25 protein-coding genes are annotated in these 26,007 nt (G+C 35.5%); 19 read left to right on the plus strand and 6 right to left on the minus strand.

The genetic code is table 11. The annotated features are described in order from the left end of the window. The first annotated feature begins 253 nt into the window (after window positions 1–253). A complete protein-coding gene (locus RUH95_RS12650; RefSeq protein WP_313893244.1) occupies window positions 254–718 on the plus strand; it encodes an OsmC family protein in 465 nt (154 codons plus the stop codon). A 17-nt stretch (window positions 719–735) separates the two neighbouring features. Here the strand turns inward: RUH95_RS12650 and RUH95_RS12655 are convergent, their stop codons facing one another. Continuing rightward, window positions 736–1,467: a class I SAM-dependent methyltransferase gene (locus tag RUH95_RS12655; RefSeq protein ID WP_313893245.1), complete on the minus strand. Its 732-nt coding sequence runs from the start codon at window positions 1,465–1,467 to the stop codon at window positions 736–738. Between the two features lie 217 nt (window positions 1,468–1,684). Here RUH95_RS12655 and RUH95_RS12660 point away from each other — a divergent pair, with 217 nt between their 5' ends. The 3 genes from RUH95_RS12660 (at window position 1,685) to RUH95_RS12670 (ending at window position 4,975) form a co-directional block, all read left to right on the plus strand. Then, complete coding sequence (locus RUH95_RS12660; RefSeq protein WP_313893246.1) at window positions 1,685–2,893, plus strand: MFS transporter; 1,209 nt, start codon at window positions 1,685–1,687, stop codon at window positions 2,891–2,893. 17 nt (window positions 2,894–2,910) lie between these two features. Continuing rightward, window positions 2,911–3,567 (plus strand): PadR family transcriptional regulator, encoded by a 657-nt coding sequence (locus RUH95_RS12665; RefSeq protein WP_313893247.1) that lies wholly within the window; start codon window positions 2,911–2,913, stop codon window positions 3,565–3,567. Window positions 3,568–3,688: 121 nt separating this feature from the next. Next, entirely contained in the window at window positions 3,689–4,975 is a 1,287-nt protein-coding gene (locus RUH95_RS12670; RefSeq protein ID WP_397469508.1) for an arsenic transporter, read from the plus strand. Window positions 4,976–5,026: 51 nt separating this feature from the next. On the opposite strand, the gene RUH95_RS12675 is transcribed toward RUH95_RS12670, so the two are convergent. Beyond that, window positions 5,027–7,033, minus strand: coding sequence for a sensor domain-containing protein (locus tag RUH95_RS12675; protein WP_313893249.1), 2,007 nt, complete (start codon window positions 7,031–7,033; stop codon window positions 5,027–5,029). Between the two features lie 171 nt (window positions 7,034–7,204). Between RUH95_RS12675 and RUH95_RS12680 the strand changes: the two genes are divergently transcribed. The 4 genes from RUH95_RS12680 to RUH95_RS12695 all read left to right on the plus strand — a co-directional run bounded on the left by RUH95_RS12680 (window position 7,205) and on the right by RUH95_RS12695 (window position 12,389). Continuing rightward, on the plus strand, window positions 7,205–9,388 hold the full coding sequence (locus tag RUH95_RS12680) for a DNA topoisomerase III (RefSeq protein WP_313893250.1): 2,184 nt from the start codon (window positions 7,205–7,207) through the stop codon (window positions 9,386–9,388). Window positions 9,389–9,523: 135 nt separating this feature from the next. Continuing rightward, window positions 9,524–10,360, plus strand: a complete 837-nt coding sequence (locus tag RUH95_RS12685) for a metallophosphoesterase (protein WP_313893251.1) — start codon at window positions 9,524–9,526, stop codon at window positions 10,358–10,360. Window positions 10,361–10,378: 18 nt separating this feature from the next. After that, window positions 10,379–11,026 (plus strand): response regulator transcription factor, encoded by a 648-nt coding sequence (locus RUH95_RS12690; RefSeq protein ID WP_313893252.1) that lies wholly within the window; start codon window positions 10,379–10,381, stop codon window positions 11,024–11,026. 55 nt (window positions 11,027–11,081) lie between these two features. After that, a complete protein-coding gene (locus RUH95_RS12695; RefSeq protein WP_313893253.1) occupies window positions 11,082–12,389 on the plus strand; it encodes a sensor histidine kinase in 1,308 nt (435 codons plus the stop codon). Between the two features lie 50 nt (window positions 12,390–12,439). Here RUH95_RS12695 and RUH95_RS12700 read toward each other — a convergent pair whose 3' ends face one another. Beyond that, the gene (locus RUH95_RS12700) at window positions 12,440–13,972 is read right to left on the minus strand and encodes a hypothetical protein (RefSeq protein ID WP_313893254.1); all 1,533 of its coding nucleotides are present in this window, start codon (window positions 13,970–13,972) and stop codon (window positions 12,440–12,442) included. A gap of 232 nt (window positions 13,973–14,204) precedes the next feature. Here RUH95_RS12700 and RUH95_RS12705 point away from each other — a divergent pair, with 232 nt between their 5' ends. The 9 genes from RUH95_RS12705 (at window position 14,205) to RUH95_RS12745 (ending at window position 20,630) form a co-directional block, all read left to right on the plus strand. Then, window positions 14,205–14,891 (plus strand): hypothetical protein, encoded by a 687-nt coding sequence (locus RUH95_RS12705; RefSeq protein WP_313893255.1) that lies wholly within the window; start codon window positions 14,205–14,207, stop codon window positions 14,889–14,891. Window positions 14,892–14,904: 13 nt separating this feature from the next. Then, window positions 14,905–15,396 carry a Cys-tRNA(Pro) deacylase gene (gene ybaK / locus RUH95_RS12710; protein WP_313893256.1) on the plus strand — a complete coding sequence of 164 codons (492 nt, stop codon included), beginning with the start codon at window positions 14,905–14,907 and terminating at the stop codon, window positions 15,394–15,396. 95 nt (window positions 15,397–15,491) lie between these two features. Continuing rightward, entirely contained in the window at window positions 15,492–16,142 is a 651-nt protein-coding gene (locus RUH95_RS12715; protein ID WP_313893257.1) for a YczE/YyaS/YitT family protein, read from the plus strand. A 68-nt stretch (window positions 16,143–16,210) separates the two neighbouring features. Then, on the plus strand, window positions 16,211–17,272 hold the full coding sequence (locus tag RUH95_RS12720; RefSeq protein ID WP_313893258.1) for a hypothetical protein: 1,062 nt from the start codon (window positions 16,211–16,213) through the stop codon (window positions 17,270–17,272). A 97-nt stretch (window positions 17,273–17,369) separates the two neighbouring features. Beyond that, the gene (locus RUH95_RS12725) at window positions 17,370–18,560 is read left to right on the plus strand and encodes a glycine C-acetyltransferase (RefSeq protein ID WP_313893259.1); all 1,191 of its coding nucleotides are present in this window, start codon (window positions 17,370–17,372) and stop codon (window positions 18,558–18,560) included. A gap of 327 nt (window positions 18,561–18,887) precedes the next feature. Then, window positions 18,888–19,256 carry a DUF6713 family protein gene (locus tag RUH95_RS12730; RefSeq protein ID WP_313893260.1) on the plus strand — a complete coding sequence of 123 codons (369 nt, stop codon included), beginning with the start codon at window positions 18,888–18,890 and terminating at the stop codon, window positions 19,254–19,256. 218 nt (window positions 19,257–19,474) lie between these two features. Further along, window positions 19,475–19,651, plus strand: a complete 177-nt coding sequence (locus RUH95_RS12735; protein WP_313893261.1) for a hypothetical protein — start codon at window positions 19,475–19,477, stop codon at window positions 19,649–19,651. Window positions 19,652–20,016: 365 nt separating this feature from the next. Then, window positions 20,017–20,202, plus strand: a complete 186-nt coding sequence (locus RUH95_RS12740; RefSeq protein WP_313893262.1) for a hypothetical protein — start codon at window positions 20,017–20,019, stop codon at window positions 20,200–20,202. 191 nt (window positions 20,203–20,393) lie between these two features. Beyond that, window positions 20,394–20,630: a hypothetical protein gene (locus tag RUH95_RS12745; RefSeq protein ID WP_313893263.1), complete on the plus strand. Its 237-nt coding sequence runs from the start codon at window positions 20,394–20,396 to the stop codon at window positions 20,628–20,630. A gap of 921 nt (window positions 20,631–21,551) precedes the next feature. On the opposite strand, the gene RUH95_RS12750 is transcribed toward RUH95_RS12745, so the two are convergent. The 3 genes from RUH95_RS12750 to RUH95_RS12760 all read right to left on the minus strand — a co-directional run bounded on the left by RUH95_RS12750 (window position 21,552) and on the right by RUH95_RS12760 (window position 24,022). Next, window positions 21,552–22,187: a LysE family translocator gene (locus RUH95_RS12750; protein WP_313893264.1), complete on the minus strand. Its 636-nt coding sequence runs from the start codon at window positions 22,185–22,187 to the stop codon at window positions 21,552–21,554. A 298-nt stretch (window positions 22,188–22,485) separates the two neighbouring features. Next, window positions 22,486–23,388 (minus strand): DMT family transporter, encoded by a 903-nt coding sequence (locus RUH95_RS12755; RefSeq protein ID WP_313893265.1) that lies wholly within the window; start codon window positions 23,386–23,388, stop codon window positions 22,486–22,488. Window positions 23,389–23,422: 34 nt separating this feature from the next. Beyond that, window positions 23,423–24,022: a nitroreductase family protein gene (locus tag RUH95_RS12760; RefSeq protein WP_313893266.1), complete on the minus strand. Its 600-nt coding sequence runs from the start codon at window positions 24,020–24,022 to the stop codon at window positions 23,423–23,425. A 171-nt stretch (window positions 24,023–24,193) separates the two neighbouring features. Between RUH95_RS12760 and RUH95_RS12765 the strand changes: the two genes are divergently transcribed. Together RUH95_RS12765 and RUH95_RS12770 are read left to right on the plus strand one after the other, a co-directional pair. Beyond that, window positions 24,194–25,063, plus strand: a complete 870-nt coding sequence (locus RUH95_RS12765) for a LysR substrate-binding domain-containing protein (protein WP_313893267.1) — start codon at window positions 24,194–24,196, stop codon at window positions 25,061–25,063. A 307-nt stretch (window positions 25,064–25,370) separates the two neighbouring features. Beyond that, a complete protein-coding gene (locus RUH95_RS12770; protein ID WP_313893268.1) occupies window positions 25,371–25,700 on the plus strand; it encodes a hypothetical protein in 330 nt (109 codons plus the stop codon). Window positions 25,701–26,007 lie beyond the last annotated feature (307 nt).

Raw genomic sequence — 26,007 nt, forward strand, 5'->3', positions numbered from 1 at the left:
AAGCGGCTGAGGCAACGCCCGCGGAAAGCGTCCACCCCTGTAGCGGAAACTACCACTAAGACGCATTTTATGTAAAATACGAATGAGGAAGTAAAGCAAGTCGAAAACGAGTGTTTTAGTATTAAAGGGTATAAGTTCTTTTTCCTATTAGCACAAATTTTTTAAGAAATAGGATAATCAACAGACGTGATATTTCAACTCTTATTCAAAAGCTACATATTTTCGTTATAATAGAAAAAAGAGGAGGGGTATTATGGCAGAACATTTATTTTATTTGCAAGCGAGTTGGCCTGGGCTTCGAAATGATGTGGGAACAATAGAGGCTGGAAAATTAAAAACGGAAGTGTCTATTCCTCCTGAAATGGATGGGCCGGGGGTGGGAACAAACCCAGATGAAATGTTACTTGGAGCAGCGGCGACTTGTTATATTATTACGCTTGCGGCAATGCTAGAGCGTGCAAGAATTCCAAAAGAAAATTTAACAATGAGTTCCATTGGTGTCGTGGATGTAACAAATGGAGTGTTTACATATAAAAAAATTATACATAAGCCGCATATTGTATTAGCTAGTAGTGTGACTGAAAAAGGGGAAGCCCTTGTAAGAAAACTTGCAGAAAAAGCTGAAGCATCTTGTATGATAAGTCGCGCCCTCAAAGGCAATGTAGAAATTGAGTTAGAAGTAAAAATTAGTAGAGAACAAGGCAAGGAGAGTATATAAAACTCTCCTTGCCTTGTTTATTTTTCTGCTGAAATAATGATAAACATTGGTCTACGAGTTTCATCTTGCATCATAGGATCATTTTCTAACATCTCATTAGATGGCATTGGCTCATTAACAGCTTTTATTGTGAAGCCAGCTACTATCAAATTGTTCATATATGTGGAAATCGTTCGATGATATTTTGTTACATTTTCATTTAAAAATGTTGTTGCGCGTAAGCCTTCGGACTGATAATGATCGACTGGCCAGTGCAGACGATTTCCTTGATCATCGTAATGCCAATCTTGTTCATTTCTTGAAGTGAAAATGGGATGCTCCACAGAGAAAGTGAATGTACCGCCTGGCTTTAAATAGCCATATACCTTCTTGCAAATACCTTCAAATGATTCAATATAATGAAAAGCCAATGAACTAATAACTACATCAAATTGAGAATTGGAGAAGTTGATATCTTCAATTGGCATACGCAAGTAAGAGATTGTAGGATCATCCGTCAGCTCATTAGCCTGTAGAAGCATTTTTTCGGAAATATCGACTCCGATTACTGAACTTGCTTGCTGCTCACTAGCAAATCGACAATGCCAGCCATAGCCGCATCCTAAATCGAGCACATGCTTATTTTGCAATTCTGGAATGAGTGATTTAAATACATGCCACTCCCCTGCACCTTCAAGCCCTTTAATCGAGCGTGTCATTTGTTTATATGCAGTAAAAAAATTTGGATCATCATATTTGTTTTGTTTCATCAGGTAAACTTCTCCTATCAATTAAAATGGTTCATTAAATTATAGAGTACATTTAGTTGGTTAAACAAGGAAATATGCATTCGAGATTATTGGAATTCTTTGAATGTCAAAAAAATTGTCTCATTCAAAATTCTATTATATATAAATATTTATATATAATTATTTATATATTAATTAATATCAATTAAACTGTAAAAAAATGAATGGAGGTTTTTATATGCAGTTATTTCATGAAAAAGCTTTTAGAAATTTGTTTGCTGGGAGAGTTCTTAGTGTATTTGCAGATTCGATTGTATTTTTTTCATTATTAAAATGGATTGAGTTAAATTCAATAAATTCTACATCGTTTACATGGTTTTATATTGCATATTTCTTGCCGATGACACTATTCGCACTTCCGATAGGGGCGTGGATTGAGAATAAAACACTTCAAAAGGTGATGGCTTTTTCAGATGGTATACGTGTATTTGTTTTAGTAATTTTTTTGCTGACTATGAGTTTTATTCAAGTAGAGTGGACATATTTCATGTTGATGATTATTAGTATATTAAGCTTGTTCTTTGTACCAGCAAGCCAATCATTACTGCCATTTATTGTGAAGCAAGACGATCGAGCAAAAGCAAATAGTTTGTTTCAATTAGGTTTTACTGTTGTAAAAATGATAGGACAAATTAGTACAGCGTCTCTTATTAAACTAGGAATTCCAATTCCTATGCTATTACTAATCGCAGCTATTTGTTTATCACTTTCATTACTATTTATTTGGAATGTAAAACCGTGGTCACGAAGGGAAGCGGCAGAGAAAACGGGGCAATGGAGAATGATGATTGATGGAATAGGGTACATAGCAACTCACTCTACCTTAAAGCCACTTTTTCTATTACTAGCTTTTGCCATGCTTATCGCCACTTCAATTGACCTTGTGTTAATCTCCTTTTTAACGGAGTATTTAAAAGTTGGAGTAGAAAATTTAAGTTTTATCGGAACATCAACCTTAATAGGAATAATTATTGGAGCAAGTATCACGCCAAAATGGTATCGTAAGGTAGATAGGAAAAATCTTATTGTTCCTTCTCTATTTGCTATATGTTTGTCATTAGGAGTATTATTTATAGTCCCAACTTGGTGGCTTATTTTGCCTCTATTCATAATGCAAGGAATAGCTTTAGGTGTATATCAGGTTACGTTTGTGACTTATTTGCAAGATGTTGTACCGCAAGAAAATATGACCCGTACATTTAGCTTATTTAATATGATTACGAGCTCCATGGCACTTCCAGGAATAATAGTTTTTGGTATATTACTCAATAAAATAGGAACAATGAACACAATTTCAGTGATGGTAATCGCTCTTTTACTCATAGCAATTACAAGTTGCTTTTCTGTCCCAGCTCTTGGGAAAGGAGGGAGGAGAGAGGCATCGTAGAAGAGGAGAGGAATAAATTGTCTTTAAAATTTGGAATGCTAGGGCTATTAAGTAAGTGGGAAGCCACGGGTTATGATATAAAAAAAGAATTCGATTCTTTTATGAGTATTTTTTGGCATACTCATTTATCGCAAATTTATCCTGAATTAAATAAATTAGAAAAAGAAAATTTAATCGAAAGTAGAATGATTTTACAAGAAGGAAAGCCGGATAAGAAATTATATTCTATTACAGATGCAGGAAAGAAAGAGTTATCTCATTGGCTTGAGAAGCCTCCCGAAACTCCAAATGTGAAGGATTCTTTTCTAATGCAAGCCTTTTTCATGGATAATCTTTCAGCGAAAGATGTTTTGTTTCAGTTAAAGCATTATCAAAAACAACGTGAAGCTAGGTTAGAAAAATTAAAACAAACTTTATACGAGCAGTGGCAGCAAATTAAAGAAAAAAATAAGTTAACTACGCGCTTACTAATGAGTTCGGCTGTATTAAAAAGAGGACTAGAGCAAGAGGCAGAGTATATTGAATGGTGCAAAAGAACAATAGTGCTTGTGGAAACATTCGAGCATGTATGGGATTCAAAACTAGATAATGATGGTACTACTACCATTGATGAAGTAAAGGATATTTTCTATGAATACTTTGATATAGAAGATGAAGAAAGTTTAAAGAATTGATGTAGTCGAGTTCAGACAAAAAATCTCGAACTGCGAAAGTTTACTGAACAACCAAATCCATATATAGTAGTATTATTTGAGAATTGTTTGTTCTGGAGGGTTTTGTTTGGTTTCTACTAGTATGGCGATCATTATTTTGGTAATAACGCTTGCGCTTGTGATTTTACAGCCTAGAAATTTGTCGATAGGTTGGTCTGCGTGTGGAGGAGCAATCGTTGCGTTATTAGTCGGAGTTGTCGATTTTCAAGATGTGCTCGATGTGACGAGTATCGTTTGGAATGCAACACTAGCATTCATAGGTATTATTATAATTTCATTAATTTTAGATGAAATTGGACTTTTCGAATGGTCGGCACTTCATATGGCGAGAGCGGCAAAAGGAAATGGCGTAAGAATGTTTATCTACGTATCTATTCTTGGGGCAATGGTCGCAGCATTATTTGCGAATGATGGGGCCGCACTGATTTTGACTCCGATTGTATTGGCAATGGTTCGGAATTTGAATTTCAATGAAAAAATGATTTTCCCATTTATTATGGCAAGTGGTTTTATCGCTGATACTACTTCGTTACCATTTGTCATCAGTAATTTAGTAAACATCGTGTCAGCTGATTTTTTTGGCATCGGATTCGTTGAATATGCTTCTCGAATGATTGTGCCTAATATTTTTTCGCTATTTGCAAGTATTCTTGTTCTATATTTATTTTTCCGAAAAAGTATTCCGAAAAACTATGAAACTGCGGAATTGAAAAAACCGATAGAAGCAGTGAAAGATATGAAAATGTTTCATCTATCATGGTGGATACTTGGATTATTACTCATTGGATACTTCTCTAGTGAATTTATCGGTATTCCGGTTTCGTTTATAGTTGGATTTATTGCGATTCTCTTTTTAATGTTGGCAAGAAATAGTGCGTCTCTAGAAACTGCGAAGATTGTGAAAGGCGCACCATGGAATATTGTATTTTTCTCAATCGGAATGTACGTCGTTGTATACGGTCTTCAAAATGTTGGTCTAACTTCCATACTTGCGGATATTATCCAAATGGCAGCGGATCAAGGTTTATTCGTCGGGACAATATCAATGGGATTCATCGCAGCGATATTATCCTCTGTGATGAACAATTTGCCGACCGTAATGATTGATGCTCTGGCAATTGCAGAAACTTCTACGACCGGAGTAATGAGAGAAGCCCTCATATATGCGAATGTTATCGGATCAGATTTAGGTCCGAAAATTACACCAATTGGATCTCTTGCAACGCTACTTTGGCTACATGTTTTATCGTATAAAGGAGTCAAAGTATCGTGGGGAACTTATTTTAAAGTAGGAATTGTTCTAACGGTTCCAACACTGTTTATCACATTGGTCGGTTTGTATATTTGGCTGCTTATTTTGGGGAATTAACTTATTAAATAAAGAAAAACAGGGTGCCCATGATCTTCATGGACATCCTGTTTAACTATGTATTATTTTATATTCCGCCTGTATATAATTTTTTTCAAAATCATCAATCGTAATAGGTTTTGAAAAATAATATCCTTGAAAAAAGTTCACGCCAAGCGCGGTTAGATGATCTACTTGTTCTTTTGTTTCTACACCTTCTGCAAGAATTTCACATTTTAATCCTTTTGCTAAATCCATAAATGTTTGGAGGATGTGCTCAGCACTCGTTTCTTCTCCGATTTTATCAACAAAATATTTGTCAATCTTGATTTTATCAATATGAAAAGCGACTAAATCTGCTAGTTTAGAATAACCTGTACCAAAATCATCTAAAGAGACTTTGATCCCGAGTTTTCTACATAATGCAAGATTATCTTGAATAGTCGTTGTCGTGATGAGTTCCGCATTTTCCGTAATTTCTATTTCTAGTAAATGCGGAGGAATTTGATAATCTTCAAGTAATTGAATTAGCTCTTGGAAAAATGGTGCATTTGCTAGTAATTTCGGCGTAATGTTTACAGCAATTATTTTATTGAATCCATATTCCGTGATCCATCTCGAAGTATGTGAAAAAATTTCAGTTAATAAATATTTCGTTAAACTTCCGATCTGTCCCGTTTTCTCTGCTATTTCGATAAAATCGGGAGGAGAAATATAACCGTATTTCGGATGAAGCCATCTAGATAGTACTTCAATTCCAATAACTTCTTTTGAAGCAATACAGTATTGAGGTTGTACAACAAATTGTATGGTCGTATCTTTCAAATCGCCAGCCATTTCATTTTCTAACACTACTTGCCGTTCTAATTTATCGACCATATTAGCTTCAAAAAAGTTATAGCTATTATGTTTTACTCGCTTCGCGTAAGACATGGCGATGTTGGAATATCTAAATAGTGAGTCCGAATTGGGAGCATCATTTGGAAAACGAGCAATTCCCATACTAATTGTTGGAACGGAACTAGCTTCGTGCAAGTCTTGGAAAGAACTAATAATCTTGTCCGCAATTTTACTTAGTTCTTCTTTGTCTACTTCATCTGTAAAAATCATAAATTCGTCTCCGCCAACTCGCGTCAATGTTTTTGGTGGCTGGATCGTTTGTTGAAGTAGATTTGCGACTTTCACTAAAAGTGTGTCTCCATGAGCATGTCCATATACATCATTTACCGATTTGAAACCATCAACATTAATATAAAAAATAGAAAATGGCATATTATTATCAATATTTTTTTGAATAATATCATATGTCATTCGGCGATTTGGTAAGTTTGTTAGAAAATCATAATATGCATACGAATGCAGTTTGTCTTCTGTTTCTTTCCTAGAGTCAATTTGATGGAAAAAAACAGATACTCCCCCTTCGATTCTTGGGAAGGCTTTTATTTCTAGCCAAGAACCAAGTTGAGGGATGAATAGCTCTTCTTGAATAGTTGATTTTTCGTTCATTATCTTTTGAAGAACGGGAAATAAATCAGCTTCGATTATTTTAGGTATTTCGTCGAAATTAGGATCACCTTTTATGTTTTGCTGTAATTTATTCAATAATTTTTTCGCGGAAATATTAAAATATGTAATATTCCAATTTGGATCAACCGAGAAAAAGGCATCTGTCATACTTGCTAATATATTTGTAATTTCCGAGTTTGCAATTACTTTACTTGTAATTATAGAGTAGATAATGATAGCGCCGGTTCGATTGTTTGGAAGGGTTGTTTTAAAAACTCTAAATGCATACCAATAAGGTTTTGAGCCAGTCTGACCGGGAATTTCTTCGTAAACTTCTTCCATTTCTCCACGTAAAACTTGCTGGATAAGTGTGAGCTCCTTCTCATTATGAGTCGCTTCAAGGAGTTCAAAGAAATTTGCATTTTCTTGAATCATTGTATTATGCCCGCTTATTTTACTGCTTTCGTCCATGGCTATATTTTTAAAGACAATCTTGCCATTGTCATCCACAATAAGGATTAAATCTTCTAGCTTATCTACGACCGTTTGCATAAAGTGGTTATTTATACTCAAATATTTCACCTCCATAATAATAACTATTATGTTAATAATACCATTTTTTATTGGAAGTGTAAGTAAAATGTACCCGTACTTTAAAAAAATATGACAACTTCAAGCTCATTGAAATCCATCGGAAATAAAAGACCTGTTATAATAGGAGAATAGAAAAGGAGCGGAATCATCATGGCAAAATCAGTAGTATTAGCAGAAAAGCCGTCCGTTGCACGAGATATTGCACGAGTATTAGGCTGCACGAAAAAAGGAAATGGTTTTTTAGAAGGCCCGCAATATATAGTGACATGGGCATTGGGGCATCTTGTAACACATGCAGATCCAGAACAATATAAAAACGAATACAAAGAGTGGAAATTAGAAGATTTACCAATACTCCCAAAACCATTTAAACTAGTTCCAATCAAACAAACGATGAAGCAGTTTAATGCAGTAAAAGCACAGTTGGCAAGAGCTGATGTGAACCAAATTATTATTGCAACAGATGCAGGACGCGAAGGAGAACTCGTAGCAAGATGGATTCTCGAAAAGGCAAACTGTAAAAAGCCAGTCAAAAGATTATGGATTTCATCTGTGACGGACCAAGCAATTAAAAAAGGCTTTAAAGAATTAAAAGATGGCAAGGCATACGAGTCGTTATACGCAGCAGCGGTTGCCCGTGCAGAAGCGGATTGGGTAGTAGGAATAAATGCAACAAGAGCGTTAACGGTGAAGCATAACGCACAGCTATCATCGGGTCGGGTGCAGACGCCAACACTTGCAATGATTGCAGAACGTGAAAGACAAATTCGTGAGTTCCAGCCGAAACCGTATTATGGAATGCAAGCATTAGCGGAAAAAGCAACTTTCACATGGATGGATGCAAAATCGAATCAGACGAGTTCTTTTCAACAAGAAAAAATAGCTGAGCTTTTCAAAAAGTTAGATAAAGAGAAGGAAGGGAAAGTTTCTTCCATTCAAACAACGCCTAAAAAACAGCCGGCACCACATCTTTTTGACTTAACTGAATTACAAAAAGAAGCACATAAACGCTGGGGATGGTCAGCGAAAGAGACTTTGTCCACACTTCAAGGTTTATACGAACGTCATAAAATCGTGACGTATCCGAGAACAGATTCAAAGCATTTAACGTCAGATATGCGTTCTACTTTGAAAGAGCGATTACAAGCATTAGATATTGCACCGTATCGCCAAATAGCAAACCAAATTTTACGCGCTGGCAAAGTGGAACCACAAAAAGGAGTTATTGATGATGCTAGAGTTAGTGATCATCACGCAATCATTCCAACGGAAGAAACGCCTAATCTTCGAGATTTAACCGATAAAGAAAACAAATTATACGATTTAATTGCGAAGCGATTTTTAGCGGTATTTCTGGGACCATTTTCATACGATCAAACGATTGTTGCAATTTCAGTAGCAGGAGAAACATTCCAAGCAAAAGGTCGAACGATTCGAGATAGTGGTTGGAAAAAAGTATATCAATCGAATGACGAAGAAGACTCTGAGGATGAACGTGAACTTCCTTCATTTGAAAAAGGACAAGTACTTCCGATTCGTGCAATTACGATGACAGAAGGTATGACAAAACCACCAGCTCGTTTCAATGAAGGAACATTACTTGCTGCGATGGAAAATCCAAAGCAATTTATGGCAGGCGAATCAAAAGAGTTAATCCAAACAATCGGAGAAACTGGTGGACTTGGAACGGTAGCGACGCGAGCGGATATTATCGAGAAATTATTTAGCTCCTTTGTATTAGAGAAAAAAGGAAAAGATATTTTCACGACTTCTAAAGGTAGACAATTGCTTGAACTAGTTCCGGAGCAGTTAAAATCTCCTGCACTTACAGCAGAATGGGAGCAACAGCTGACAAAAATAGCAAAAGGCCAATTGAAGAAAGAAGTTTTCGTAAAAGAAATGGTTACTTTTGCAGAAGATGTTGTAAAAGAAGTGAAGCAAAGCACGCACCAATTTAAGCATGATAATGTGACAGGAAAGACATGTCCAACTTGTGGGAAACTATTGTTAGAAGTGAATGGGAAACGTGGGAAAATGCTCGTTTGTCAAGATAGAGAATGTGGTTATAAAAAGAGTGTTGCTGTTCAAACGAATGCTCGTTGCCCACAATGTAAGAAAAAATTGGAACTACGTGGTGACGGAGATGGGAAAATCTTCGTTTGTAAATGTGGGTACCGAGAAAAGCTTTCGGCATTTGAAAAGCGTAGAGAAAATTCAGGTTCTGCAAAAGGAAATAAGAAAGATGTACAAAAGTTTTTACAAAAACAAGAGGAACCTGAAAACAATGCAATGGCAGAAGCATTGAAAAAGCTGTTCCAACAAAATGATGAATAACTAATAGTCACACCACATATAAAGCCGTTTACTCGGTCGAATATGTGGTGTTTTTTTATTTGTGTAACATTCACGCCACATACGTCATTTATTCTAATCGAAGAAGATTACTTTATATGAGGATGATAGGAAAAGATGAAAACATTAATTTGGGCAATTATAAAATGCATCATGATAATTAGTACCGCAGTAGCTGGAATTGTTGTATATTCAGTTAAAATAGAGCCGAACCGCTTGGTCGTAAATGAGTTTGATTTTGAACTCGTATCAGGAGGGGAGGATTCGATCAGAATCGTTCAATTTTCGGATGTTCATTTAGGTCCGAATTATTCGCTAAAGCAGCTAGAAAAGCTCGTACATAAAATCAATAAACTCAGACCGGACATTATCACTTTTACAGGAGATCTTATGGATATACCTTCCCAATTCGACGATCGATCGAAAATAAGTGAGATTTTAAGCAAGTTAAACAATACATATGGAAATTACGCTGTGTGGGGGAATCATGACTATGGAGGTGGTGGCGTCAGATTTTATGAGGATATTATGACAGCATCAGGATTCGAGATACTTAAAAATGAGAACGGTATAATAGAGCTTGAAAACGGCAAAGCATTAAATGTAGTAGGGGTAGATGATGCGATGCTAGGAAATCCCGATATTCAAATGGCATTTGCAGGTATTAATAGTCATCTGCCGACACTTCTTTTATTGCATGAGCCTGATCTTGTAGAGGAAGTTGCATATGACAAAGTGGACTTGATACTGGCGGGGCATAGTCATGGAGGACAAGTAGTCCTACCTGGTATTGGTCCTCTATATACTCCCCCTCTAGCGCAGAAATATGAAAAAGGGCTGTATGCGCTCGAAGTCGGTAAGCATCTATATGTAAATAGCGGAATAGGTACGACAAAGATAGCTATTCGTTTTGGGAATCCCCCAGAAATTTCGGTGTTTGACGTGTTTTTATAAAATGGGAGGAGGATGGACATGAATATTTTAATCGCAGATGATGAACAACAAATGGTGAAAATACTTTCTTCCTATTTAAAAAAGGAAGGTTTCACTGTTTTTGAAGCAAAAGATGGTGAGGAAGCATTAGCTATTTTTGACGCAAACAAGATTGATCTAGCAATATTAGATTGGATGATGCCAAAAATAGATGGAATAGAAGTATGTAAATATATGAAGGAAAACAGTCAAACGAAAGTTTTAATATTAACAGCAAAAAGTCAAAATGAAGATGAAATAAAAGCCTTACATAATGGAGCAGATGAATATATAAAGAAGCCATTTGATCCAAGAATACTCATGTTGCGAGTGAAGAAACTGCTAAGAGTGGGGGAAGATATTCAAGTAAGTAGTATAAGGATTAATGAAATGGAAAAGAAGGCATATAAGCATAAAGAATTGTTACCTTTAACGAAAATAGAATACGATTTATTGCTTTTCTTTATTAAAAATAAAGGCGTTATTTTATCGAGGGACAAGTTAATTGATATTGTATGGGGAATGGATTATGAAGGAGATCATCGAACTGTCGATACGCATATACGCCGATTACGGGCGAAAATTGGCGATGATATGATTAAAACCTATAGAGGCATTGGCTATTGCCTGGAGGTGAAGGAAGATTAAAATTAGGAGCAAGTTTTCCATAGGGATATCATCTGTTGTCATTTGCATTTTTATTTTGTCCATACTCGCTAATATTTTTCTAGTCGACAAATATTATATTTATGAGCAACGAAAAATTTTAGATAAAGCAGCAGAAGATATTGTCCTTGCATCTCATAATGATCTGTTAAACGATTTGAATCGGATAGAAGACAAGTATGGGTTAACGATTGTTTATTCAGATACAAGTGGAAACCTGGAGCAAATTAACGAGCGAATCATATTCGAATTTGACCGGAAAAAAATAAAGTTAAATAAGTTTTGGATTACCGAACATACACTCAACAGTTTGCAGGATAAAACGGTGAATAAAATATATGATCAAGGAGCAAGTAAATATAAAGTTTTAACCAAATTTCTAAAAATAGATCATACTATTTTTGCAATTGGATTACCGTTGGCGCATATGGAAGAAACGATCGGAATAATTAACCGATTTACGATTTTTTTAATGAGCCTTTCTGTCATTGTGATTATTTTACTTGTAGTGATCATTTCAAAAAAAATTACAAAACCATTAGAATCGTTGAAAACGTTGTCTCAGGATATAGCCAATTTGAATTTTAGAAAAGTAGAAATTCAATCGAATGACGAAGTAGGGGACCTTGCCAAAAGTATAAATAGAATGAGTGAAAACTTAGAGAAAGCTCATGATGAAATCAATAGTCAAAATAAGCGTTTGAAAGATTTAATGGCAGATATTTCGCATGAGTTAAAAACACCATTATCGTTAGTGAAAGTGTATGAGCAAGGAATATCGGATGGCTTGGACGATGGGACATTCAAAGACACAATTGAAGAACAGTTAGAAAAAATGGATTTCTTAATAGAGAAGCTGTTGTTCTGGACAGAATTAGAAAGCAATGTATTGAACAAATCGACATTTGATTTGGGGAAAAGAATGATTGATATGACAGCGAAATATGCACTTATACTACAGGAAAACGATATGAATGTATCGATGAATGTAGAAATGGATAAGGACTATTTTGTTCATGCAGATAAAGAGGAAATAGATGTTGTACTGGATAATATAATGACCAATTCTATTAAGTATTCTAGCGATAAAAACATTGAAATCACTGTAACGAAAAACGATAATCATGTGAAGTTGATTATTGCTAACGGCGTTGGCGAAATGGATGAAAGTGATTTAGAAAATATATGGAGACCATTTTATGTATTGGAAAAATCGAGAAGCAAAGAGCTTTCAGGAACAGGTTTAGGCTTACCAATTATTAAGACCATTTTGGACAATCATGAGTTGGATTTTGGATTCGAATTAAAAAATAATAGACTCGAGTTTTTTATCCTATTCGCTTAACCCAAAAAGCTACCTAACACTCAAAATGAGTTGCCAGGTAGCTTTTTTCATTAAAATAAATAAGGTCCTATTGCGAAAAATAGAATGGTAACATTCATGAATGTCGTATATAAAATGATCGAGTGGAACGTATCTTCTGACACCTTGTACTTGAAAATAAGGAATGGTAGCGTTGAAATAATAATCGAAGCTACTAGTACAATCGTGAACTGCCAGCTTTCTGTCACATAAGGCATACGGAAAATTAGATTTTCTAACAAAGAAAACTTATGAAAGAAAACGAACTGCGTACTAAATAATACGATAAGGTGAATCATGTACGCTACTTTGTAAGCAGAAGCTAATTTAATCCTATGCAATATGGAAGATACTCCATACGTAATAGCTAAAGTGATCGTAATCCATATAAACGAAAAAAGGATTAACAGTAAGCCATTAAATAGGTCGCCGATTACTGCATAAGCTGCCGCAAGATAATCACCCTCCATAATTCCATTGCTTGCTTGTTTAATTTGTTCATTGGAAGATGAATATTCTAATGAACGATTGGGACCGGTCATTTTAAAATAGACAACTGTTTGATCGTTTATAAGCATCGAGCGCTCATAGCGATTATCTATTTTTGTGACAGCGCTAACGTCCACTACGTCACCAAAAGAATTACTAACAAAAACTTTATCCACTCGATTACCATCCATATCATTTAACGATGCAGAAAACGTAATAATCGGTCCTTGTTCGCTTTGATAAATTTGTGGAAAACGAATGTTTTTTAGCTGTTTTTCGTTATCGACAAAAGTAAGCTTTGAAAAAGTAGGAGACTGATTCAAAGATAAATCAAAAGGAGCGGCTAAAATTGTTTTCGTACGTTTTCCTCCAGCTAAAATATCTGTATCGAGTAAAAAGGAATAGCCACCATCTGCTAATTGTAAAATGTGCATAGATGAAAGCACTTCAGGTCCATTCACAGGAATCGTAAATAGCTTAGACAATTGATCTGATACATGATGTACAGTAAAATATTGCCCTTTTTTATTTTCCGTGACAATAAAAACTTCGTTATTTAAAATCTTTGCGAAAGTGATAGGTTCCGCTAGTTGAAGACGTTGTTGTTCTTTAGAAAATGACTGATCCAAAACGATAACTTGCTGATCTTCTGTCCAATAAATAAGCGTGTTATCCGTCTTCGTAAAATTCATCACGTTTGCGGCAATTACCACTTCTGCCGTTTGTGAAGTGGAGTGGATAAGCTGGTTATCCCGTATGTAAAAAGAGTTTTCGTGATCGCTCCAAGTATTTCTTGATGTGCTTAATTCGTCGATTATGCGATTCGTTTCACATATCATGTTCGAGTCACAAGATAGTACGACTAGTTTTTTGAAATCAAGAAGACTAATTGTATAACCGTCTTCGTGTGCAACACTTTGTAGTTTCGAGTAATTGCTTTGCTCTGTCGTTATAGGAAAAGATCGACTCCATTGCTCGGACGGGAACGCTGTTTGAACTTGAAGAGCGTTCCAATACTGGAAACTGATGAAAATAGCAATGATGAGCGTACTTATCCAGATGATTTTATTTTTCAAAATGAATCATTCCCCTATTTATAAGTCTATTGTATAAATTTAACACTATTTCATTGAATGTTTCAAATTATCTTTTTATGATGGTGGGTACTAAGGCTAAGGGGTAGGTGTGATGAACAAAAACACTTGATTCTTTTTTCCTACTCATACTGTATGACTATAGTGTGATTGAAATTTCTGAAAATGTGTTAAAATGTTAATTAGGAGAGTTATATAGAAAGAGGTGAATTGTATGAATTTAGTTAAATCCACTGGGAATGGCATGTCTAGCTTAATTTCGAACAATGAGGAAAGAAAGCGCGCGATGCAAAGAAAAGACGCGGGAGATGCATATCGCAAACAAGCGGAGTATTTCCAACCTAAAACACCGTCGTTAGCGCAGTTAGAAGATTTACTTCTTGGGAGAAAAGAAAGAGAAAAAGAAACACCGGAAGTAAGAGCAGCAGTGAGGGAATTCCAGCAAATAGAATATTCTCAGCAACAACAAAGTTTACAAGAGATTAAAGGGCCACATATACCAGTACAAACAATCGGAGGTCCGACGCTTGATAATACGGTAGCACTTTTAGAAAAAGTAAGAAGTTCTGCTTTAGCACCATCTGTACCATCAACGCAAGATTTACGTATTGCTGCCAGTGCATCTGCTAAAATTCAGCAAGTTCACACACAAATTACGTTAAATGAAGAAGCAAACCGTCAAATTTCAAATGAAGTACAAAGACAAGTAGAAGATGAGTTGGCTGTGTCAAATCGCTCTGTTCCATCCGATTTTCAATCGCCGAAAGTGTTAGCAGATGATTTGGCGGAAATACAGAAAAAAAGATTCGTAGAACAAGCAATTGCAAAATACTCGTATCAAGTGCAGATGACGCGCTATGGTTTCGCAGAGCAGCAGCCTAGTTTCTTCCGTGTAGCATAGGAGCTGTAACCGTATGGCAAAAAAACAAAAAACAAATGCAGTTCGAATGTTAGAGCAACAAAAAATAACATTCGACTTAATAGAATACGAGCTGACAGGCTCTCAAGTAGACGGGGTAACCGTGGCCAATAAAATCGGCTACCCCGTTTTTGTTGTGTTTAAAACATTAATCGTGACAGCTGGTCCACAAAAACATTATGTATGCATTATTCCAGTAAACGACGAACTAAACTTGAAAGCAGTAGCTAAAATGGTTGGAGAGAAAAAAGTAGAGTTGTTGCCGCTGAAGGATTTATTGCCAACTACTGGATATATTCGCGGGGGATGCTCGCCAATCGGCATGAAAAAGCTTTTTCCTACCGTCATTGATGCGAGTGCAGAGGACAAAGAGTTTATCATTGTAAGTGGTGGGAAAATAGGATTGCAAGTGAAGCTAGCTTTGCAAGACTTAGTAAAAATGACAAAAGGAATTACAGCGGAAATTAGTAAAACTACAAATGAATAGCTTTTTTTCGATAGAAAGCTATAATAGATAAGTAAACTTAGTCCATTCCAACGATGTTGTGAGTGGTTTTTTAGCGTAGAGAGAAGGATATAAACATGAAAAAAGAATTTGTTTGGCGTTGGACATTTTTTATTAGCGGTGTGCTGTTAATGTCTCTTGGCATTTCGATGACGATTAAAGGACAGCGACTTGGAATTGGTCCATGGGATGTTTTACATGTTGGCCTATTCAAACATTTAGGCTTGACGATTGGTACGTGGTCGATTTTAACAGGTATCATTATCGTAATTGGTACAGTTATAGGGACGAAACAATTGCCGAAGTTAGGAACATGGCTTAACATACTTTTGATAGGTTCATTTATCGATATATTTAACTGGATGATTCCAGATATTCAAAGCTACGGTGGTCAAGTGCTTATCTATTTAGCAGGATTGATCGTCATGGCGATAGGTGTCGGTGTATACGTATCTCCGAATGTTGGAGCGGGTCCACGTGACTCTTTAATGCTTCTTATTATGAAGAAAACGGGTTGGAGCATTAAAAATGTGCGGACAGGCTTAGAAGTACTGGTTGCTTGTATAGGGTGGATACTAGGAGGACCGGTCGGCATAGGAACAGTTGCAATTGCGCTTTTACTCGGACAGCTCGTGCACTATACATTGCCGAGTTCACAAAAACTATTGTTTAAAATAAGTGGTTATTCTCAGTTTAATACGTTAAAAAGTGCGGAAAATCAGAAATGATTTTTAGCACTTTTTTTCATAATGGCTGCTTTTTTTGCATACATTGTCCAAATAGAAAGGATGATTATTTGAGCGGGACAATAACGCATTATATGGGGAAATCATATACTGGACAAGGTGTTAAAAACTTTTATAAAGAAATCATCCAAGAAGCACAAAAGGTGTATTTTTTTAAAGGACCAACTTCTCGCAGGTTAACAGAAGTGTTAAAAGAAATAGGATACACGGCTGCTCGCAGAGGAAGAAATATGGAATGGTTTTATGATCCACTTCATGAAGAAGTAATTGAAGGGGTTTATATTACTGAAACGAAAACACTCTATTTACAAACAGATGCAGTTGATCCTTCCTTTTACGGAGCGGGGCATGAATGGGTTCCGTACTACAACGCATACGATGAAAAGAAACTCCAAGAAATAGGTCCTTTAATTCGTGAAAAGCAAATAATTAATGATATTTGGCTTATAAAAGGTTTGCAATCATTGGCGCGTGCGAAAAAAATACATGACGATTGGGAAAAACTGATTGAGCCAGCGATGAACTGGGAAGGCATTAATACATTGCTAGAACAACTGAAAAAGAAAAATATAGGCAATATTAGTCTGCAAAAAAATCCAAAAGTGACGCACCGACTAATGGGTTCTCTCACTCCACTTGGTGCAAAAGATACGCTCGACTCCATCTCCAAAAACTTAAAAACAAGGCTGTTTATAAAAGGTTTACCAGGGAGCGGCAAATCTTCCTTCATGAGAAAATTTGCAGAAGAAGCGAAAATTCATGGATTAGATATTCGTTTTATCTGGTGTGGACTTGATGCAAACAGCATAGATGGGGTTGTTCTTCCTGAATTACAGCTTTGCATATCCGATGCAACAAGTCCGCATGTATATGAACCAGAACGTGAAGGGGATGCAATACTCGATTTTTTCCCTCATATTGATGAAACATTGTTAGATGAAGAAAAGATACTGGAATTGAGAACCTCATACTCCGAGGAAATGTCTGTTGCACAAGATTATCTTTGTACGCACGCAGAAGAATTGAAAACAATCAAAACATTGTATGACTCTGCTATTAGTGGAGACAAGTGGAGAGAATTGCAGGATAAAATGGTCGCAACAGTCAGCTGAAAACAGGAAACTTCCTAGCTTTCGGGATGTTCTCTTCGTATTTTATATGAATCATGCTAAAATAGAAGAGAATATTTCGGTTGAAAGGAAGATGACCTTGTCGAACGTACTAGATACTTTTTTAACAGATAACCTAAATGATTTAAAAAGCCAAGGATTGTATAACGAAATCGATCCTGTAGAAGGACCAAATGGAGCTAAAATTATTGTTCGTGGATCAGAACTTATTAACTTATCCTCAAACAACTATTTAGGGCTTGCAACAAACCCAACATTAAAGCAAATTGCAAAAGATGCGGTGGACAAGTACGGAGTTGGAGCTGGTGCAGTTCGTACAATTAACGGAACGCTAGATCTTCACGTAAAACTGGAGCAAAAATTAGCTGAATTTAAAGGAACAGAAGCAGCAATCTCGTATCAATCGGGCTTCAATTGTAATATGGCTGCAATTTCAGCAGTTATGGATAAAAACGACGCAATCTTGTCTGACGAATTAAATCACGCATCTATTATCGATGGTTGCCGATTATCTAAAGCGAAAATTCTTCCATTTAAACACGCTGATATGGAAGACTTACGTAACAAAGCAAAAGCAGCAACAGAATCAGGCCTATACAATAAAGTAATGGTTATTACAGACGGCGTATTCTCAATGGACGGGGATATTGCAAAACTTCCAGAAATAGTAGAAATCGCAAAAGAGTTTGACCTAATTACGTACGTAGATGACGCACACGGTTCAGGTGTTACTGGTAAAGGTAAAGGAACTGTAAAACACTTCGGTTTAGAAAAAGAAATAGATTTCCAAATCGGTACTTTATCAAAAGCGATCGGTGTAGTAGGCGGATACGTTGCAGGGAAAAAAGACTTGATCGACTGGTTAAAAGTTCGCTCTCGTCCGTTTTTATTCTCCACTGCTTTACCACCAGGAGATGTAGCAGCAATTACTGCTGCTGTTCAAATAATCATCGATTCTACTGAGCTGCACGACAAGCTTTGGGAAAACGGCGACTACTTGAAAGCAGGTTTATCGAAACTAGGCTTCAACATCGGAGCATCCGAAACACCAATCACTCCATGTATCATCGGTGATGAAAAACTAACACAAACCTTCTCTAAACGATTATTCGAAGAAGGTGTATACGCAAAATCGATCGTCTTCCCAACCGTAGCAAAAGGAACAGGTCGCGTTCGCAACATGCCAACAGCCGACCACACAAAAGAAATGCTGGATGAGGCATTGGCGATTTACGAAAAAGTTGGTAAAGAGCTTGGTGTGATTTTGTAAATAGTGGAATGGAAAAAACGACCCTTTAGGGTCGTTTTTTGGTGGAGAAATAGCGGGAAGAACCTAAACATTTGATGTATTGAAATAACTTTGTATACGACGTATATGGAATGTGCATCATCTTTCGTGCCATTTTGTTTGGTATCAATAATCTTATTGGAATAAAGAAAGGTTGGAAACTTTAATCAATATTAAAAAAGCTGCGATATGTTGTGGAGAAATTATTCGAACTTAAAGCAGATATTCATTTTAAAAAGTGACATATTTTGCTATATGAATTTATTAAACTATAGTAACATGAAGTTATAGATTTGTAGGAGGATTAATATGCCTGATTTTTTACTTGTATTATTTTTGTTTAACTTATCTTTATTTCTTTTGCACGAAATGGATGCGGTAAGACGTTCGGAGTGGACATTATTTATCGTACTTAAAGATATGGAAGATGCTAAAGCATATAAAGTCTTCACATTTATTCACCTTCCTCTTTACACAATAATACTTACTTTACTTTTCAGCCAATATCAAATAATCACTTTTTGGCTCCTAGATATTTTTTTGATTATCCATGCAATTCTGCATCTATTTTTTGAAAAGCACCATCGTAATGGATTTAAGAATACCTTCTCCAGATCAATTATTTATTTCATGGGAGTCCTTGCGGCAATTCATTTATTGTTATTATTTAATAATTGAGTACCAAAAATGATTTGGTGAAGTTCAAAGTAAAAAAGTAGAAGTCTAGATAGGAAATACAATTAGAACTCTGCTAGTTGTTAAACAGTTGGAACATAATGTGCATCATCCTTATTCAACTAACGCAGCAGTTTAGTTGAATAAGCAGGAATGGATATTGTTAATAAATGTAACCTTTTTTCTTTCTAACCGTATAAAAGTAAAGGGGGGATAAATAAATGCGATATAATTTAGTTTTATATATTTTAATTTGTTTGATGCAAGTGATAATTTTAACTAATTTAACTCTTTTTGATGGACAATGGAATGGAATTACAATGTGGTTATGTACAGCCATATTTATTTTCTCTTCCACAGTATTTGGTTTAAGCAGAAAAAACAAAAATCAAGGATGAGGATAATAGAAAGCTTTTCTTCAACAAACAAAGCTATTTAGGGGAAGAAGTGGAAGTTATACAATTAGGGATAAATGATGAAAATAAATACATATCTTATTCAATTAGCAGTTACGATAATTGTTATTTTGGAGGAACTTTTACCATGCGTTACTTTAGAACTACTGAACTTTTATTAGACCAAATTATTGGGGCTTCGATTGGTATTATACTTATTATTGCAAGATAGATTTGGAGAAAAAAATCAAGTAATGTTCTTAAGCTAATGTGTGCTTTACTTCAATTTGGGGTTAAGCACCTTTTTCTTGTTCAACTAACGGAGCAGGTTAGTTTAAGAAAACCTTTTAATTAATAGGGGGGTATAAATGAAATATCGCTATCTTTTTATTTTTATTCTTGGATTTTGTTTAAGTTTTATTTTATCAACAGATTTATTTGACGAAAGTAGTAGAGTTTTAAATACGTTATATAGAGTTTGTTTTGGACTGTTCTTTCTATTCGTAATTTGGCTTGTTAACCTAAAAGAAAAGAATGTGGATGAAAGCGGTTAATGAGTAGCAATATTGTCTTATTCCGTTAAAGGGTGCTTTACTTCAAGTAGGGGTAAAGCCTTTTTTCTTATTGTTCTAACACAGCAGGATTGTTAAAGTAGGAATTTCCGTTTTTACACAAAATAATAACGTAAATGATGATACGATTAAACAAGAACTTGGGAAAGTGACTTGTTGTAAGGGGGAGAAGTATGCTAAAAACATTAAGAATTATCTTATCAATAGTTGGTGTTGTGTTAGCAGGTTTTGGTCTGATAACTAAAAACTTTGAGTTTATGCCTTATTTAATGTTGATATTAGGTATTTCGATATTGATTACAGGAGGAATTGAACTTCAAATAGATAGAAAAGGGTTTACGGGTTATATGTGCATCATTGTTTTTATGTTTGCTTTTAATGTTTCAATACAGGGGTTCTTATTAAGCTAACGGGTGCTTTACTTCAAGAAGGAGTAAAGCTTTTTTTCTTATTCAACTAACGCAGCAGTTTAGTCCAATAAGGAATTCCATTTTTATAACGAATTTAATATTAATTTAGGTGAACCGTATCATAAGTAAGTGCGTTTTTTAGAGGAGTATCATTCACATATAGAATGATGCTCTTTAATTTGTTTTAGAACCAATTTTGAAAATATATTATAAGTGATATAAGATGAAATTACTATTTGTGAATGGATACACTTAAACTAACGGATGCTTTAGTTAAAGAAGGACCACTAAAATAAACAGCCTTTCTTATGAGGTCGACTACTAACTTACAACCAAAGAAAGAATCCATTTTGAAGAAACTATTCAAAATGGATTCTTTTAATTTTGGTTTTATTAGGTTAAAGAGGACTTTTAAACTTAGGATTTTTTTACAGATGTCTTGAAATCTTTTCTATTATATATACTCTCCAAACAACTCCGGTTTCCAACTATGAATAGCATGGTTTTTATTGAGAATACTTTCTCTAAATAGATCTCAGTTGTTTCTAACCGTTCATGCCCAAGGCTTCTCATAATGTCGTGATTAACGCAAATAACCACCTTTACTTAAAAATACTCAAAATCCTTATATACCAGGGGTTTTGGGTGTTTATTATTTTCCCCTAGGATTAAGGAAAGAAGGATTAACGCAAAAACGACTGAGAATCTGTTGTTTTCGGGCTAGTTGAACCTGAATAAAGCGTAACTTTGTAAGAAATTTTGATTTTATATTGGAAATTTATGTTACTATCAATATAAAGATTGTGAAGACCTTCACTTAAACTAACGAAGCAGTTTAGTTGAAGAAAAGCATCATAAATTTTAGCAAAAATAAGACCCTTTGATTTAGATAAATAAAGGGTCTTAACTCATATGAATAATTTAATTATGACTCTTTTCAAGAAACAGTTTCATTCCAAAACCTATTAGAATTGTTCCTGTGATGCCTTCAATAATATTTTGTGTTTTAGGTTTTTTCATAAAAGCATTAATATAATTGATTAAATATACATAGAGTATAGACCAAACAGCAGTCAATAAAGTATAAGTCGCACCCATTATAAGAAACGGTAAAAAAGTATTGCTTCCAGAACTAACGAATTGAGGGAAGAAGGTTAAGAATAAGATAGCAACTTTGGGATTTAGAAGATTTGTAAGGAACCCTTGTTTAAAATAAGAAGTGCTTTTAAATTTGTTTTTTGTGTTCATCTCAACGCTTGCTGTTTCTTCCTTTTTCTTCTTCAGAGACCATAATGTCTTAACACCCAAATATATTAAGTAAACAGCACCCACATATTTAAGGACAGAAAATAATAACGCTGATTTCACAATGATGGCTGAAAGTCCTAATATAGCAGCAGAAGTATGGATAAGAAGGGCACAACAAATACCTAAAGCTGTTTTAAGTCCTCCGACTTTCCCAGCGGTAATAGTATTTTTAGTAGCAATTGCAATATCAGGACCGGGTAAAATGACGAAAAAAATACACATAAGGATAAACAGATAAAAGTTTTCCATTTTATTTCTCCCCTTCTAATTATGATTATTTCTGTATCTGTAATTTTAATATTGTATCATATGTTAATCGTGTAATTAAGTAACATAAAAATTATTTTCTTCTCAGATCCTTATTCAACTAACGGGTGCTTTACTTCAATAAGGAGTAGAGCCTTTTTACTAACAGAGCAGTTTAGTTCAATAGGGAATGCTTGAACAAAAAAGACCCGAATATCGGGTCTTTTTTAGTATTAGAGACATGTGGGATAGTTCATAACTTGGATAAAGGTACTTTAAGTTTATATAGTAGTGTTGAAATTCATACTTTCTTTCTACAATAAATCGTTCCTGCTACGCCAACTAGGATGATAAGGGTTCCAATCATATGATACTTCTCAATTGTTTCATTTAGGAAGAAAACCCCAGCAATTATCGAAATCAAGGTTGCTAGATTACTGAAAACGCTCATCTTTGATGCTTCGATATGCAATAGCGCATAATTGGAGAAGAATGATGTCGCTAAAGACGAAAGTGCACCTAAGTAAAGAATCGCTACAATGAAAGTCCCGCTTGAAAGTGGTTCGATGAATAGAAGCATTGTGTGTGTCATTGTATGATTGCCTATTGCTACTACATTAAAAAATATGAACCCGAAGAATGTCATGACATAGGTCACAGTGAAAAAAGAATACTGCTTCACGAGCCTACGTGCAAGAACGGTATTGCAGGAAGCGGTTAAGGCTGATAGCAGAATTAGGATAATTCCCTTCATATTTTGTGAGTCTATACTCGCTCCATTCATCACGAAAATGTAGATGACGCCGGAAACTGATAATAGAACAGAAATTTTCTGCAAAGGTGTTGTATGTTCTTTCAAAAAAAATGCAGCTAATAGCAATGTGAAAACAGGAACGGTTGCTTGAATGATACCTGCTTCTGAAGAAGATGCATAGACTAGACCGAACGTTTGAAATGTGAAAAATAATATTGGGTAAATCAAAGCTAAAGGTAAAATGCGCCATACTGCCCTTTTCGTCATGTTTAAGGGAACCTTTTTCAAAATGATAATTACACTGGCAATGATTAAAGCAATTGTAAAGCGATGTGCCAACGTATCAAGAGGAGTAGCGACAATAAGGCTCAGTTTTACAAACATGAACGAAAAGCCGACAATAAGCGCATATAAGATTGCAGCGAAATAGGCTTTCGTATTTGTTGTCATTTATAGGAAGACTCCGTTCTTGTAACTAGGAAAATTAACGAAAAACTTGAATACGTTCTTCATCTGCAATGAATTCTTTTTTGCCTGGAACTCCTTCGATACTTCCAAATGGCATTTGAGCGGTCAATTTCCATGTATCTGGCAATTCCCATTCGTTTTTCACAGCTTGATCAATGATTGGATTATAGTGTTGCAGTGAAGCACCGATGCCGTCTTGTGCTAATGCTGTCCATACAGAATGTTGCGCTATACCAGTGCCTTGTTCGGACCAGGTAGGGAATTGTTCTGCGTATAAAGCGAATTGATCTTGTAACTGCTTGATGATGTCCTGATCTTCAAAGAATAAAATGGTACCAAATCCAGCACTAAAAGATGCTAATTTATCTTCCGTTGCCTTGAAACGTTCCGCTGGTACAATAACACGCAGTTCTTTTTCGACGATAGACCAGAGTTTATGGTGGTGTTCGTTAAATAAAATTACCGCTCGAGATGTTTGTGAGTTAAATGCACTTGGGCTATGCTTCATAGCCTCTGTAATTGTGTTTACTAGAGCCTCTTCTGTCTGTTCCACATTATTGCCTAGTGAGTAAACTGTACGTCTCTTTTCCATTAATTCAATATAATTGTTCTTCATATTTGTAATCCCCTTTTTTTGAATGGTTTGCGTGAAAATTTTCTTCCAAAATAATTTATAACATTCCTTTCTTTATCGATATGTACATTGTAGAATTAGAAATATAATAGTTCAATACTATTTTTTCTATCATAATGATAGTAACAGGCTATAAATGAAGGGGGAAACAGAATGGAAATTAGGCAACTGCAATATTTTCTAGTGCTCTGTAAAGAATTACACTTTTCTGAAGCAGCTTTTAAAATAGGCATTTCACAACCAACATTGAGCCAGCAGATACGTGTTCTAGAGGATGAATTAGAGGTGCCTTTATTCGATCGAATGGGTAAAAAAATAGCAAAAACGGAGGCAGGTGAGGTACTTGAATCCTATGCCTTACAAGTGGTTCAACAGCTGAGCAATGCCAAGAAAGCAATCGGTGACTTGAACAATCTACATACAGGAAGTTTACGGATCGCGGTGTTACCATCTGATCTTGACTATCGTTTGACAGAAATCTTGATCGATTTTCGAAAGGATTTCCCCAATACGAAAGTGCAAGTGTTCCCAACTATTGAGAGTTTGACCAGGGTGTTAGATAATGACGTTGATATTGGCATCGGTTTAAAAACGGAAGTGGATAGTCGTATAGAACGTATACCATTCTATACGGAGACGTACAGTCTATTTGTAAATGAAACCCACGAATTTGCACAAAAGAAAAGTGTTATATCAGGAGAGTTGTCCGAAATTCCACTCGTCATGTACCCTCAAGGGAAATGTGGTCGGGATTTAATCGATAAATGGTGCGTAAAGCAAGGTGTCACCATTGATAGTGTGATGGAAACCGGTTCGGCTACTTCTCTGTTTCAGCTAGTTCGAGAAGATATCGGATCCACGATTCAGCCTAGTCAACTAATAGAAAACTTTCATTCACTGGGCATTCGTTCTATTCCAATTGAAAGTGCGCCAACACGTGAACTAGAAATCTTCTACCGCAACGATAGATATTTAAGCAAAGCGGCAGAAGCATTTATAAAACTAATGATAGAAAAGTTTTAGCATGGTCTTTTTTGAATGACTTTGTGTAAAGTATAATCTAGCCAATTTCGAACCCATCTTTTATTCCTTCCAAAAAGCATCATCTCAAAAGAGATGATGCTTTTTGGAAGGAACCCTTCGTTCCTTAAGGGTTCTTTCGGGTTAGGCACCCAATGATCTCGACTGGGTTCGAACCAGCGACCTCCACCATGTCAAAGTGAATTATGCTAGGTTTATATCATAAGATATTTTAGGTAAGACCTAATAAATTGAATGGCACTATTTAGACACCACACCATATTGGCACCAAATAAAAGTCCTCTAAAGGTTGATATGGCAATCTTCTGGGGATTCAGCTTTTGTAAAGCATATCAACTATAAACATCCAGAGTTGATTTTAATTACAACATATCATCATCTAGAATGGGAAGAAGTTATAAAGGAAGCTGGACCAGAAGGACTAAATGAGGTGCATGCAGGCTTGTTATCCGTATGTACTGCAATATGGTTATGTCCTGAATTGGTGAAATTGCAGTCAATGGGTTCTGATGTACCATCAGAAAATAGGAAATTTGCCGATTATATCTTTTTGGACAAGTTAACAAAAGATGGTTGTTGGGGGAAATTTGAAAATAGTACCTACACGAAATGCGAGTGATGTTTTGGACTTCATTTACTTCCAAACGAAGTGAGAATTTGAAATTAATTCTTGAGGAAGCATATATTTAAAAAATGTCCTGAGTTCCAAAATAAAGAAGCAATGTCTTTTTCTTATTCAGGTAACGGAGGCTTTAGTTTACCAGTTAAGCAACATTAAGTAGGATTTTTTGTTGCATATTTGGAAAATAATGTGCATCTTCCTTATTCAACTAACGCAGCAGTTTAGTTGAAGATTGATATACCTATATTTATAAAAAAATAGACTGTAGGCAAACCTGAACTTTCGTCGGGTTTGTCTACAGCCT

This window comes from Psychrobacillus sp. (genome assembly GCF_032154225.1).
In the GTDB taxonomy this organism is placed as follows: Bacteria; Bacillota; Bacilli; order Bacillales_A; family Planococcaceae; genus Psychrobacillus.

Bases quoted from the DNA above. Each gene is read 5' to 3' on its own strand.
- RUH95_RS12670 (WP_397469508.1), top strand. From the start codon at position 3,689: ATGGCGATCATTATTTTGGTAATAACGCTTGCGCTTGTGATTTTACAG.
- RUH95_RS12745 (WP_313893263.1), top strand. From the start codon at position 20,394: ATGCTAAAAACATTAAGAATTATCTTATCAATAGTTGGTGTTGTGTTA.
- RUH95_RS12755 (WP_313893265.1), bottom strand. From the start codon at position 23,388: ATGACAACAAATACGAAAGCCTATTTCGCTGCAATCTTATATGCGCTT.
- ybaK (WP_313893256.1), top strand. From the start codon at position 14,905: ATGGCAAAAAAACAAAAAACAAATGCAGTTCGAATGTTAGAGCAACAA.
- RUH95_RS12760 (WP_313893266.1), bottom strand. From the start codon at position 24,022: ATGAAGAACAATTATATTGAATTAATGGAAAAGAGACGTACAGTTTAC.
- RUH95_RS12655 (WP_313893245.1), bottom strand. From the start codon at position 1,467: ATGAAACAAAACAAATATGATGATCCAAATTTTTTTACTGCATATAAA.
- RUH95_RS12650 (WP_313893244.1), top strand. From the start codon at position 254: ATGGCAGAACATTTATTTTATTTGCAAGCGAGTTGGCCTGGGCTTCGA.
- RUH95_RS12705 (WP_313893255.1), top strand. From the start codon at position 14,205: ATGAATTTAGTTAAATCCACTGGGAATGGCATGTCTAGCTTAATTTCG.
- RUH95_RS12735 (WP_313893261.1), top strand. From the start codon at position 19,475: ATGCGATATAATTTAGTTTTATATATTTTAATTTGTTTGATGCAAGTG.
- RUH95_RS12765 (WP_313893267.1), top strand. From the start codon at position 24,194: ATGGAAATTAGGCAACTGCAATATTTTCTAGTGCTCTGTAAAGAATTA.
- RUH95_RS12690 (WP_313893252.1), top strand. From the start codon at position 10,379: ATGAATATTTTAATCGCAGATGATGAACAACAAATGGTGAAAATACTT.
- RUH95_RS12660 (WP_313893246.1), top strand. From the start codon at position 1,685: ATGCAGTTATTTCATGAAAAAGCTTTTAGAAATTTGTTTGCTGGGAGA.
- RUH95_RS12730 (WP_313893260.1), top strand. From the start codon at position 18,888: ATGCCTGATTTTTTACTTGTATTATTTTTGTTTAACTTATCTTTATTT.
- RUH95_RS12740 (WP_313893262.1), top strand. From the start codon at position 20,017: ATGAAATATCGCTATCTTTTTATTTTTATTCTTGGATTTTGTTTAAGT.
- RUH95_RS12715 (WP_313893257.1), top strand. From the start codon at position 15,492: ATGAAAAAAGAATTTGTTTGGCGTTGGACATTTTTTATTAGCGGTGTG.
- RUH95_RS12685 (WP_313893251.1), top strand. From the start codon at position 9,524: ATGAAAACATTAATTTGGGCAATTATAAAATGCATCATGATAATTAGT.
- RUH95_RS12680 (WP_313893250.1), top strand. From the start codon at position 7,205: ATGGCAAAATCAGTAGTATTAGCAGAAAAGCCGTCCGTTGCACGAGAT.
- RUH95_RS12750 (WP_313893264.1), bottom strand. From the start codon at position 22,187: ATGGAAAACTTTTATCTGTTTATCCTTATGTGTATTTTTTTCGTCATT.